Annotated in this window: 9 protein-coding genes; 5 read left to right on the top strand and 4 right to left on the bottom strand. The window is 46.1% G+C overall.

All coding sequences use genetic code 11. The annotated features are described in order from the left end of the window. Positions 1-45 precede the first annotated feature (45 nt). A complete protein-coding gene (locus GJB59_RS12250) occupies positions 46-1,104 on the bottom strand; it encodes an AbrB family transcriptional regulator (RefSeq protein ID WP_236015652.1) in 1,059 nt (352 codons plus the stop codon). Positions 1,105-1,215: 111 nt separating this feature from the next. After that, on the bottom strand, positions 1,216-3,024 hold the full coding sequence (locus GJB59_RS12245; RefSeq protein WP_142828364.1) for a S9 family peptidase: 1,809 nt from the start codon (positions 3,022-3,024) through the stop codon (positions 1,216-1,218). A 290-nt stretch (positions 3,025-3,314) separates the two neighbouring features. On the opposite strand from GJB59_RS12245, the gene ade reads away from it, so the two are divergent. After that, a complete protein-coding gene (ade, locus tag GJB59_RS12240) occupies positions 3,315-5,042 on the top strand; it encodes an adenine deaminase (protein ID WP_142828362.1) in 1,728 nt (575 codons plus the stop codon). A gap of 47 nt (positions 5,043-5,089) precedes the next feature. Here the strand turns inward: ade and GJB59_RS12235 are convergent, their stop codons facing one another. Next, on the bottom strand, positions 5,090-5,983 hold the full coding sequence (locus GJB59_RS12235) for a sulfurtransferase (protein WP_142828360.1): 894 nt from the start codon (positions 5,981-5,983) through the stop codon (positions 5,090-5,092). 188 nt (positions 5,984-6,171) lie between these two features. Between GJB59_RS12235 and cysK the strand changes: the two genes are divergently transcribed. From cysK to GJB59_RS12215, 4 genes are all read left to right on the top strand, one after another. Further along, complete coding sequence (cysK, locus tag GJB59_RS12230; RefSeq protein WP_142828358.1) at positions 6,172-7,092, top strand: cysteine synthase A; 921 nt, start codon at positions 6,172-6,174, stop codon at positions 7,090-7,092. A 435-nt stretch (positions 7,093-7,527) separates the two neighbouring features. Further along, positions 7,528-8,316 (top strand): ABC transporter ATP-binding protein, encoded by a 789-nt coding sequence (locus tag GJB59_RS12225; RefSeq protein ID WP_142828356.1) that lies wholly within the window; start codon positions 7,528-7,530, stop codon positions 8,314-8,316. After that, on the top strand, positions 8,300-9,055 hold the full coding sequence (locus tag GJB59_RS12220) for an ABC transporter permease (RefSeq protein WP_142828354.1): 756 nt from the start codon (positions 8,300-8,302) through the stop codon (positions 9,053-9,055). The genes GJB59_RS12225 and GJB59_RS12220 overlap by 17 nt, the downstream gene beginning before the upstream one ends. Positions 9,056-9,114: 59 nt before the next feature. After that, positions 9,115-10,101, top strand: coding sequence for an ABC transporter substrate-binding protein (locus GJB59_RS12215; RefSeq protein WP_142828352.1), 987 nt, complete (start codon positions 9,115-9,117; stop codon positions 10,099-10,101). A 183-nt stretch (positions 10,102-10,284) separates the two neighbouring features. Here the strand turns inward: GJB59_RS12215 and GJB59_RS12210 are convergent, their stop codons facing one another. Further along, a complete protein-coding gene (locus tag GJB59_RS12210) occupies positions 10,285-12,558 on the bottom strand; it encodes a glycoside hydrolase family 65 protein (RefSeq protein ID WP_142828350.1) in 2,274 nt (757 codons plus the stop codon). Positions 12,559-12,563 lie beyond the last annotated feature (5 nt).

Genomic DNA, 12,563 nt, shown 5'->3' with positions numbered 1-12,563 from the left:
ATAGAAAAGGCAGCCTCGGACTTAGTGTCTGGGGCTGCCTTTTGTCTATCCTGCGTTTTCTGCAGAAATTTTTTTCCGCTGTTCGCTGCGGGCGGCAGCAAATTTAACGAACGGTACGATCAATACCGACAGAAACAAAATTCGGAACAGCTGAAACGCCGTTACGACGGTTACATCAGCATGAACCGATGCCGCAATAATGCCCATCTGGTCAAGTCCCCCCGGCACCACGCTCAGAAAGCTGGTGGAAAAGCTCAGTCCGTAGAGGTCCTGCAGGATAAAGCTGATGCCGTAGGCAAAAGCGATCAGCACAGCACTCGAAAAAAAAGAATAGAAAATCATCCGTTTTGTCAATTTCAAATCCTCTTTCTTCAAAAGCAATCCAATGTAAATACCGATGAATAATTGGGCGATGTGCAGGAAAGAGCCTGGCATGACCGGCACTGCTAGACCAGCCAGATTGAATGCCATGATCAGAAAAACTGGCCCAAGCAAAAAAGCTGTGGGCACTTTTATTTTTTGTGCCAGCATCCCTGCTCCATAGCACAGCACCAGCAACCCGAGCAGCTGCAGGGAATACTCCCCTTGTCCCAGCTCTTCCACATGGGAAGATCCGCCGTTTGCGACGATAAATGGAACAATGGCGACAATCAATAGGACACGGAGAACATGATAAAACGTCACCGCCGTCAAATCAATGGTTTTCTGCTCTTCTGCAAACGTTATGATTTGCGACAAGCCGCCCGGAACGCAGCAGGTCATCGCTGTTGCCTGATCCACTTTTGTCCGGGAAGCCATCAACGAACTGATAAAGAGGAAAAGGACGAAAAAGGCGACATTGATCACTATCATCGCCAAAAAATAATGCCTCATCCCTTGCAATGCTTCAAGCGTAAAGGCAAAGCCGATAACATAACCTGCTACTACCAATCCGCTGTTGCGGAAACGGGAATGCCATTGCAGCGAAACCGGTGTAAATAGTTGCATGAGCAAAACCGCAAACAAAGGGCCCAGCAGCCAGGGCATCGGCGCACCTGCTGCTACAAAAATCCCTGCGCCAGCTAAGCCGATTACAAAGGCTTTTGCCATCGGGTGAATCGTCATATGGTCATCTTCTTTCTAAAACTTTAACAGCTCATTTCATTAGTATAACTCCTTCAAGCAATGAAATATATCCCTGTGTATTTCACAGAAGAAAACTATCAAACCGATTTCTTAAGCCTGTTTGTTGTTGCCTAAGAACTTTTCCATGAATTCAACAATCAATGTATTCATTTGGATATGGTTTTCCATTTTCTCGGTTTGATGTCCTTCATCTTCAAAAATGATCAATTCCACATGCTTGTCCTGATTTTTTAAATCAGCTGTCAGTTGCTCTGCTTCGCTCACGGGGACGCGTGTATCATTTCGTCCATGAAAAACCAATAAAGGTGCTTGGATGTTGGCCGTATGGTTTAAGGGCGCAATTTCTTCAAAAAAGTCGCCATCGTCTTTTAATGAACCATACTCGTATTCACGCATAGCCCGCCTCCAGGATCCGGTGTTTTCCAGAAACGATTTAAAGTGTGAAATGCCTACGATATCCACGCCCGCCGCCCAGACAGTCGGATAGCTCGTTAAAGCTGCAAGCACCATGAAGCCGCCGTAACTGCGCCCCATGATTCCAATCTTGTCACGGTCTGCCCCGTGGCTATTCACCAGGTCTTCTGCCAGTTCTTTCAAATCAGCAACAGAATCCATCCGCTTCCGCACATCGTCGAGCTGCACATATTCCCTGCCGTAGCCCATGCTGCCGCGGACATTTGGCGCCGCAACCGCAAAACCATTCGCAGCTAAAAACTGGATAACCGGGTTGAATTCAGCACGGATCTGGGATTCTGGGCCGCCATGCACATAGATTACAACCGGCTGGGAATACTCCCGTTTTCCATATAAAAAGTAAGGAATCTCCAGGCCGTCAAATGAAGAAAAACTGCATAATTCCGGCTCCAACCACAAGTGTTCCACTGTTTTATCTTTACCAACAAGTGTCAGGCGTTCGCTTTGCCCAGTATCCATTGATACTTTCCAGATGTCTCCCGGATAAATGGGGCTTTTCAATCCCAAAACCAATTCATCTTCCGCTAACCAAGAAAGTGATTCGAAGACACCTGAAGGGATTTTTTCAATCATCTTATGTGTTTGGTTATGCAAATTGTAAATGCCCAGTCTCGAAATGCCTCCCTCGTTAATGGTAAAGGCCAGCTGAGAATTATTGGGAGACAACTCAATTTCTTCGATATCCCAGTTTTTTACTGAATGAATTTCATCCAATTCGTAAAGTGATTCTAAAGAAAATTGTCGGATCGATAATGTATCTCTTCCGACATCCGACACTAAAAGCCCGCCCTTCCCATCTTTAGTCAATTGAATAGAATGGTGCCTGCCCAACACATCTTCCGAACCGATTTTCACTTTTTCTTTTGTCTCGATATTCAATACATAATAGGATTGGTCGATATTCGTATCCGGTATGCTTAAAATCAAACTCTGTCCATCTTTCGTCCAACAAACCGGGTTGCAATTAGCTTCCGTTTCGTAGATTGCCCGTTCCTTCTTTTCGTAAAGATCGATTATAAAGACATCGAAATATCCAGGATGCCGCCGGTTGCTGGAAAAGGCGATTTTCGTTTCGTCCGGAGACCAGCCGCCAAAATGATGGAAATGGTCTGGCGACACAACCAATGCTTCTATGTTTGATCCATCGCTGTCCATCACATAAAACTGCTGCTTTTCATTGCCCTTATGATCCATGCCTACAATGGTCTTTTTCCCCGAAGGCGAATGGCTGACCAGTAATATGCGGTCTTCCAAATCAGTAACTTGCTCCACATCATCTAAATTTCCGTTCCACTTCCAAACTTGCGGAAGCCCCGTCTTTTTTGATAAAAATGTAAAAGTCCGTTGATTTGGAATTACTTTCGGCTGCGATGCACCGGTAACGTTCAAATAAGCAAATAAATCGTGAGTTGAAATATCCGACATTCTGATTCCCCTCTCGTTTTAAAGAAACCCCTATTTTATCAGAAATATCAAACTTTTTAAAAAGGAATTTTATGCTAGTTTATATCATCTTTTTTTATAAATCAAATAAAGGCAGTTTCTGCATTTCTACTATTCAGTATGAATTCATCTCTCTCTTTGCTAGAGCTTGCTTCTTATTTAATGTAAAATTAGTCAACGCGTAAATCTTTGCATAAAAATCAAAGCACGTTTATCCTGCCATCTCCATACAACTTTTTACTCAAAACTATTTTAAAGGAGAATGAATAACTGTGAATAAAGAAAAATTAAAAAAGAGGATAGACGCTGCCAACAAGCAAACGAAGGTGGATCTTGTAATTCGACACGCCTCCATCGTCAATGTTTTCACGAAGAGCCTTACAACGGGCGATGTGGCAATCAGCGATGGTGTCATTGTCGGCATTGGTGAGTATGAAGGAATCCAAGAAATCGATGCTACCGGAAAATTTGTCGCACCCGGCTTGATCGATGCACACGTTCATATCGAATCATCCATGGTGACTCCCCAACAGTTTTCGCAGGTAGTCCTTCCCCATGGCGTCACCACAGTCATCACAGATCCACATGAAATCGCCAACGTCAGCGGGACAGCAGGACTGGAGTTCATGCTTAAGGATTCTGAAGCCAGCCTGCTCGATATAAAGGTTATGCTGCCATCGTGTGTACCGGCTACTCTTTTTGAAACTTCGGGTGCAAAGCTATCTGCAGAACAACTGGCTCCATTTCTAGATCGGCCACAGGTGCTGGGCTTAGCAGAAGTTATGGATTTCCCAGCCGTCTTGCGCGGAGAGGATGCCATGCTGGATAAACTCCTGTTAAGCCAGCAAATCGATGGCCATGCGGCTGGACTCAGTGAAAATGATATCAATGTTTATGGAACTGCTGGAATTTTAACCGATCATGAATGTGTAACCAAAGAAGAGATGATCATGCGCTTAGAGCGCGGCCTGTACGTTATGCTGCGTGAAGGATCCGTAGCCAAAAACCTCCACGCTTTACTTGAAGGCGTGACTGAAAAAAACGCGCAGCGCTGCTTATTCTGTACCGACGATAAGCATTTGGATGATTTGATTGAAGAAGGCAGTGTGGATTACAATGTCCGGGTCGCCATCAAACAAGGAATAGAACCGATTACAGCTATATCCATGGCGAGCATCAATGCCGCACAATGCTTCGGTTTACGCCAGAAAGGCGCTATTGCTCCCGGTTATGACGCCGATTTTCTGCTGCTCGACAGCCTGGAAGAATTCCGCATTTCGGAAGTTTATAAAGATGGCCAGCTTGCAGCGCAAAACGGCCATTACATGGGACCTATCGGAGAGAAATGCGAAACTTCCGCCGTACAGAATACGGTCCGAATAGCGGCTATCCCAATCGACAGTTTACAAATCCCAATGGGCCACAGCACCCAGGCACATGTGATTGGCATTAATCCAAACAATCTGATCACGGAGCATTTAATTGAAGAAGCTTCTGTAAACAATGGCTTTTTTGTTTCAAATACCTCAAAAGATTTATTAAAGATCGCTGTCATTGAGCGCCACCAGGCCACCGGCAATATCGGCCTTGGCATCGTCAAAGGGCTTGGCATTAAAAATGGTGCCATCGCTACTACTGTTGCGCACGATTCACATAATATCATCGCTGTTGGAACGAGTGACGAAGACATGAAGACTGCGGTCGAGGCTCTTCACAAACTGAAAGGCGGATTGGCAATTGTCCAGGAAGGCAAAGTATTGGCCAGTTTATCTCTTGGCATTGCGGGCTTGATGTCGGAAGAACCCTTCCCTGCAGTGTATGAACAACTCAAAACGCTTGACCAAAGCCTTTTGAAGATTGGCGCACCCACTCATTTCAATGCTTTTTTAACCTTGTCTTTCCTGTCTTTACCGGTTATTCCCCATTTAAAGTTAACCGATTGCGGATTGTTCGATGTCACAAGCTTCCAGCATATCGAAGTGGCTGTTGCTGCAGAATGAACACCAAAAGACCGCGTTGCCTTTTCAAAGGCAGCGCGGTCTTTTGGTCAGCTTTCTTTCACGAGGGGACAGGATGGGTCGCTCGTCCATTCATTCAGCGATCCGTCGTAGACGGCTACGTTTTTTTGGCCAAGTTTATTGAGGATAAGCGAAGTCCAGGTGGCGGCAATTCCTCCTCCGCAATAAGTGATGACTTTTTTATTCGGATCCAGTGCACCATTTTTTTCAAATGGCTCCCGCAGTGCAGCATCGCTGAGCATACTTTTCGTTTCCATATCGGCATGGCTGCCAAAAAAAACATTGACGCTGCTTGGAATATGGCCTTTTCTCGGATATGTATCCGTCTCTCCTCTGTAATCTTCGGGCGATAAGCTATTGATCAGGACAATATTGTCATCTCCAGTCGCCTTCTGCACATCTTCTTTAGTGGCAAGCAATTCCGGACGACGCTGTCCAGTAAAGGATGCGGGTGAATAATTTCCTGGAATAGCCGTCAACGGACAGCCTTCCGCTTTCCATTTCGGCAAACCGCCATCCAGGACGGCAATATTTTCGAACCCTTCATACTTCATCTGCCATGCCAGCCGCGAAGCCCAATAGGCTGCAACCACCGGATTTTCCACGAGTGCTCCCTGATCATAAATAACTGTGTAGTTGTCATCCCCTATGCCGAGTCGAGTCATTTTTTCGATAAAATGATTCCGCGGCGGTGCCATGAACGGCAGTGGGGATCCCGGGTCCGACAGTTCATTCAGCAAATCGGCGTAGACTGCTCCCGGAATATGCGCTTCTTCATAGGAAGCTTTTCCTGAATAGACAGAAGGCGGTCCGCCGTTTTCGGACATTTCCATAAACGTTGTGGCGTCCACAATGCGCAGCTTTGGATCACCCAAATGCTGCTCCAGCCAATCCGTACTGACGATTAAAGGTATCTGTTCCATTATGCAGCCTCCTTATTTAATAAGCCGAGCAATCCAATATGATTAACAAAATTGCGTTATACTAGTAGAATAAAGTCTGAGTTTCTCTCCGTCAATTAGGAGACTCCGATTGCCTGCTGCAAGATTTTAAGTGGCAGCAAAATGGAGTCGGCTGTAGATTCCACTATATAGGAAAGGTTGTTGTTTCCATGAAACCATATAACAATATCATCGAATTGATTGGCGATACACCAGTCGTTAAACTGAATCGCATCGTTCCAGAGGGTGCCGCGGATGTTTACGTTAAGCTGGAAATGTTCAATCCAACAAAAAGCGTCAAAGACCGTGCCGCTTTCAATATGATCGAAACAGCTGAAAAAGAAGGATTGATCCAAAAAGGCGCAACCATCATCGAACCTACCAGCGGCAATACCGGCATTGGCCTCGCCATGGTCGCTGCCGCCAAAGGATATCGTTCTGTTCTCGTATTGCCGGACAATGCTACAAAGGAACGCATCAATCTATTGAAGGCTTTTGGCTCTGAAGTTGTGCTGACGCCAAGCGATGACAAGATGCCTGGCGCAATCAGCAAAGCGCTGGAGCTGCAGAAAGAGATTCCGAACAGCTTTATTCCGCAGCAGTTCGAAAACAAAGCAAATCCGGATATCCATCGCACCACGACTGCACTGGAAATTCTCGAGCAGATGGATGGCAAACTGGATGCGTTTGTCGCATCGGCCGGAACTGGCGGCACCATCACAGGAACTGGCGAAACTTTGAAAGAGCATCTTCCAGAACTTTATGTTGCTGTTGTAGAACCAAAAGGATCTCCTGTTCTTTCCGGCGGAAAGCCCGGCAAACATAAGCTGGTGGGCACGAGCCCCGGCTTTATCCCTGCTATCTTGAACACGGAAGTGTACGATGAAATTATGGCGATCAACGATGAAGACGCAATCGATATCTTCAAAAGAGTGGCGCGTGAAGAAGGAATCTTTGTCGGCCCATCTGCCGGCGCCACCATCTATGCCGCAATCGAACTTGCCAAGCGCTTAGGTGCCGGCAAAAAAGTGCTGTGTATCGCACCGGATACCGGTGAACGTTACTTGAGCATGAACCTGTTCGACGAATAAAAAATTTTTCAGATACTGTAGTTTAGGGGGCTGTCTCATAACTACAAAATATAAAACCGGCAAAGAAAAGCAATCCTTTTCTTTGCCGGTTTTTAAACGTAAACGAGCTGACGGGAATGGAAGCGGCGACTCCTGCAGGGTAGCGCAGTGCCGAAATCCACTCGGGCGTATAGCCCGAGTTAGTTCGGCGCAAGCCCGCGGAAAGCGTCCGCTGGAATGGACGTCAGCCCTTTTTTATATTTAATTTAGTAGAAGTTTTATATACATTCGGTCTTGTTTGAATCAAACTCAACACGATCAAATAACAAGAAAATTACTTTATTCCATAAGAAAACAGTTTTTTCTGCATTCTCATCTTGACAATCCCTATCATTCTACTATACTTTAATAATATTATCCGATAGGAAAGGTAGGTTTTATCACCGGTGGCCATCCATGTTTATTGAAGCAAAGCAAATCAACAAAGTCTATTTCGATAAAAATAACAAACCGAATACCGTCTTGAAGGATATCGACCTATCGATCAAAAAAGGGGAATTCGTCTCAATACTGGGGCCCTCCGGCTGTGGGAAATCCACTTTACTGTCGATGATCGCCGGGCTTGTCAGCTCGACTTCAGGTGAAATCATCGTAGACGGAAAAAAAGTCGTGAAGCCTGGGAAAGATCGGGGTATGGTATTCCAACAGGCCGCCCTGTTTCCTTGGATGAATGTGACGGAAAATGTCATGTTCCCATTGCGCAAAGAAATGTCCAAAAAAGAGGGATTAGAACGTGCCCAGCACTTCCTCAAAATGGTACAGCTTAGCAACTACCCTTCCCATTACCCCCATGAATTATCCGGAGGCATGCAGCAGCGCGTCTCAATTGCCAGGTCGCTCGCAATGGACCCTGCCGTCCTGTTGATGGACGAGCCTTTTGGCGCCTTAGACGAACAAACGAGAAGCCGCCTTCATGGCCAGCTCGAAGAAATATGGATCGATACGAAAAAGACCATCGTCTTCGTCACCCACAGCATTTCCGAGTCGATCAAACTGTCTGACCGCATCATCGTTATGGGTACGCGTCCTGGAACCATCCTGACCGATATCACAGTTGATATCCCGCGGCCGCGTGAACAGCACCGACAGCAAATCGCTGCATTGGAAGAACAGATCATGGGTCTTTTGAAAACAGAAATCGATAAAGTCATAGATGAGGAGCAAGCATATGAAGCCGGCAGTTAAACGCATTATATTTTTCGCCGCGCTCATTGTTTTTTGGGAACTCGGTTCCCGCTTTGAACTGTGGCATGAAACCATACTCCCTTCCCCTGTCAGCGTCTACGATTCGCTGGTGGCGGGATTCGCTGATATGACACTTGTCTACGATCTTGCCGCCAGCTTCCGCAGGCTGCTGATTGGTTTGGTTGCAGCGGTCATTATCGGCACCGGTGTCGGCATCCTGCTGGCACGCTCGAAAACGGCAGATGAAACACTCGGAACTTTGGTGCTCGCGCTGCAAAGTGTGCCAAGCATCGTCTGGCTGCCATTAGCCATGATGTGGTTCGGGCTTGGTGAAGGATCCATCATTTTTGTCGTCATTCTAGGTGGAACATTCGTCATGATCCTGAATGTCCGCACCGGCATCAAGAATGTCGATCCTTTGTTCATCAAAGCTGCACGGACAATGGGATCGAATGGTCTGGATCTGTTCATCAAAGTCATCATTCCCGCATCTGTTCCATATTTCGTGACAGGTGCACGCCTTGCATGGGCATTTGCCTGGCGGGCGCTGATGGCCGGAGAACTTCTAAGTTCCGGCCCCGGCCTCGGCTACACGCTGCGCTATGCATCCGATTTCGGCAATATGTCGCTGGTCATCGGCGTGATGATCATCATCGGCGTCGTCGGTGCCATTGTCGACCTGATGATTTTCCAGCGAATCGAAAACAATGTCCTCAAGCGTTGGGGACTGGAAACATAAAAGCCATCTACAGCAAGAAACTACCCATACCAATTATATTTACAGGAGGAACTTATCTTATGAAACGTATTTACACACTTATGGCACCAGTCGCTTTGGTTGGCATTTTGGCAGCCTGCGGTTCACCTGGCGCAAGCGAAGACTCATCTTCTGTCACTATCGGCTATTTCCCGAACCTGGATCACGTTCCTGCCATGGTCGCTAAAGATCAGGCTTTGTATGAAAAAAATCTGGAAGATGGCACCGCTGTTGAATACGTCACATTTGCAGATGGTGCGGATTTTATGACTGCTCTGAAAACTGGTGATATCGATGCCGGCCTGGTCGGACCTGGTCCGGCAATGAACAACTACACAAACGGTGCAGATGTTACCATGGTTGCAGGCGGCGCTTCCGGCGGTACGGTTGTCATGGCCCGCAATGGCAGCGGTATTGAGTCAGTTGAGGATTTTGCCGGCAAGACATTCATCACGCCGCGCGTTGGCTGCACACACGATGTCCAATTTGAGACTTTCATGAAAGAACATAACATCACTTCAAACCGCATTGGCGGTGAAATGCTTCACCAAACAGGAAACCCTGCTCAATATGAAGCTTTGTTTGCTACCGAAAAAGTCGATGTCGCTGTAGCTCCAGAACCTTGGGCTTCGGTCTTGAAACAAAATACCGGTGCGAAAGTCATCATCGAGCCGGATGAAATCTCATTTGGTTCGACAATGCCTGCATCTGTCTTGGTGACTTCGAACAAACTGATCGAGGAAAATCCTGAAGTGGTGCAAGGTATTGTTGATGCGCATAAAGAAGCTACTGAATTTATCGCCGAAAACCCGGATGAGTCAAAAGAAATTACGATCAATACAATCGATGAAATTACTGGCCAAAAACTTGAAGCTTCCATCATTGATGGAGCATGGGACAATATGATCTTCGATACCGCTCTTGCACCTGAAGAAATCCAGGCATTTGGCGATTCCTCTTTCGATTTGAAATTCCTGAAAGAACAACCGGACTTCGCTTTATTGACAAATACAGAATTTCTGGACTAAACGATATAAAACCCGACAGAAAGCGGATTCTGTCGGGTTTTTCTTTGTAAATTAGACCTCGGTATTTATTCCTTCATAAAACACACAATCCCCCCATCAGGCTGAACAGCACCTGATGGGGGGATTGTAGTTTTCATGCGAATCAGTCAGCTATCGAGTCCAGTTGCGGAATGGGGTCTGTTCTTAAACAACTCGAACTTCATTGCCTTGTTCAAGATGCACGGGTTTCGTATGATGCAATATGGTCAACCCGTCACCTTCCACTAATAGATAGGATACAGATTCTTTTGCCTTATGCACCCGGATCAGCCTGCCTTGATACTGCATATGGAACGTATAGGAGTTCCATTCTTTCGGAAGAGACGGTGCCAATGACAGGCCTGCTTCTTTTACTCTAAGCCCGGCAAATCCATAAACGATGCCCAGCCAGGTTCCGCCCATATTGGCCATATGGAGGCCGTCTTTAGTGTTTTTATGGGTATTTTCCAAATCCAGTCGGGCTGTTTCAATGAAATAATCATAGGCTTTTTCTTCATAGCCCAATTTCGATGCCATGATGCTGTGGACACAGGAAGACAAGGACGAATCATGGGTAGTGATTTGCTCATAATAATTATAGGAGTTTTCTATGGTTTCAAAATCCTGCAGATCTTCCAATAGGAAATGGGCAAGCACTGTATCGGCTTGTTTGCAGACCTGGTATCTGTACAGCGTCAACGGATGGTAGTTCAGCAGCAGCGGGAACTTCTCTTCTGGTGTATTCTCCAGGTCCCAGCGGGCTTTTTGCAGGAAACTGTCATCCTGCGCGCTGATCTTTTCGGATTCGTCATATGGCAGGTACATGTTTTCTCCAGCATCCTGCCAGTCCGTGACTTCGTTTTCCGTCAGCTGCAGCCTGCCCTGCAATTGCTGCAGACCCTCGCTGTCATGTTCCTTGAACCATTTATAAATTTTCGCTGCCCACAACAGATTATGTTTGGCCATTGCATTTGTGTAGTAATTATTATTGACGATGCACGTGTATTCATCCGGCCCTGTAACATCATCGATACGGAATTTCCCGTTCTTCATGTGCCCAGTATCCGCCCATAGGCGCGCAGTCTCAAACAGCACTTCTGCGCCGTACTTCTTGAGGAACTCATCATCTTTTGTCACCAGGTGGTATTGAATATAGCTGTAAGCGATATCTGCGCTTATATGGTACTGCGCAGTGCCGGCCGGGAAAAATGCAGAGCTTTCCGCACCGGTAATTGTCCGCCACGGAAACAGCGCCCCTTTTTCATGGCCCATGGTTTTGGCTCTTTCTCTGGCACTGTCCAAAATAGAGTAGCGATGCAGCAATAGATTTTTAGCGATTTCAGGGTTGGTCATAAGGAAAACCGGGAAAATGTAAATTTCCGTATCCCAGAAATAATGTCCTTCGTACCCTTCCCCCGACAATCCTTTTGCAGCAATGTTGCTGGCAGGATCCTTGCCTACAGACTGCAGCAATTGAAAGAGATTAAATCGGATGCCTTCTTGAATTTTTGCATCTCCGTCAATTTCCACATCTGATGTTTTCCAGAACGCATCCAGATATTCCTTTTGCTCTTGAAGCAGCTCTTGAAACGAGATGGTGCGAAGTTGTTGTTGGATGGCAACGGCTTTTTCTACTACCGGTTCGCCGTGCCTTAAACTGTCTGTATAGACATTGTACTTGGTGAACTGAAGTGGCTCGTTGCTTGAATAGGCGTAGCTTTCTCCAATTCCATATTCAGTTTGCTCATATTTATGTTCATGGGTTTCTGCTGTTATGCTCGTCGATGCAACACAGGCAACTTCAAGCTTGGTCGCATAGGTTGTGTTTTTGACAATGCTGAGTCCATCCTGTTGGCGGACTTCTGATATATCAAGGCGCTTAGCGTGGCCGGAAGCTAACCGCGGATCCTCTTTGTCCACAAAGTTTGACACATCTCCATTTACCTGGGAAAAAATTTTGATTTGCTGTACGCCGCGAAGCGGTGTTATTTTTACATCGATCGCAAATAACTCTTTTCTAGCAAATGAAATCAGTCTTCTGAAATGAATGTTTACTTCTTTGCCTTTCGGCGATCTCCAATGGACAATGCGTTCTGCATATCCTTTGTCCATATGCAAATTCCGTTCGCAGCTAAGAACCTCTCCCTCAAACATTGAAAACTGTTCACCGTCAAGATAGATCTCGATGCCTTGTCCATCAATCAAGTTGAGGATCTTTTGTTGTTTATCCGGAAAACCAAAAAGCTTTTCTCCATATGTAATTTCGATATCATCGTGAAATGCATTTATATAGGTCCCTCGTATTGAACTAAAACCGGGTTTATAGCCTTCTTCAAAATTCCCTCTGACTCCCAGATAACCGTTGCCCAATGATAACAGGCTTTCATTGATCAACAGATTTTCATGATCCAGTTCTGATTTCGTCAATTTCCAAGTCATCGTGT

This window comes from Planococcus soli, from assembly GCF_016881065.1.
In the GTDB taxonomy this organism is placed as follows: domain Bacteria; phylum Bacillota; class Bacilli; order Bacillales_A; family Planococcaceae; genus Planococcus; species Planococcus soli.
This window is presented reverse-complemented; position numbering and strand designations above follow the sequence as displayed.

Bases quoted from the DNA above. Each gene is read 5' to 3' on its own strand.
- GJB59_RS12250 (WP_236015652.1), bottom strand. From the start codon at position 1,104: ATGACGATTCACCCGATGGCAAAAGCCTTTGTAATCGGCTTAGCTGGC.
- GJB59_RS12245 (WP_142828364.1), bottom strand. From the start codon at position 3,024: ATGTCGGATATTTCAACTCACGATTTATTTGCTTATTTGAACGTTACC.
- GJB59_RS12235 (WP_142828360.1), bottom strand. From the start codon at position 5,983: ATGGAACAGATACCTTTAATCGTCAGTACGGATTGGCTGGAGCAGCAT.
- cysK (WP_142828358.1), top strand. From the start codon at position 6,172: ATGAAACCATATAACAATATCATCGAATTGATTGGCGATACACCAGTC.
- GJB59_RS12225 (WP_142828356.1), top strand. From the start codon at position 7,528: ATGTTTATTGAAGCAAAGCAAATCAACAAAGTCTATTTCGATAAAAAT.
- GJB59_RS12220 (WP_142828354.1), top strand. From the start codon at position 8,300: ATGAAGCCGGCAGTTAAACGCATTATATTTTTCGCCGCGCTCATTGTT.
- GJB59_RS12215 (WP_142828352.1), top strand. From the start codon at position 9,115: ATGAAACGTATTTACACACTTATGGCACCAGTCGCTTTGGTTGGCATT.
- GJB59_RS12210 (WP_142828350.1), bottom strand. From the start codon at position 12,558: ATGACTTGGAAATTGACGAAATCAGAACTGGATCATGAAAATCTGTTG.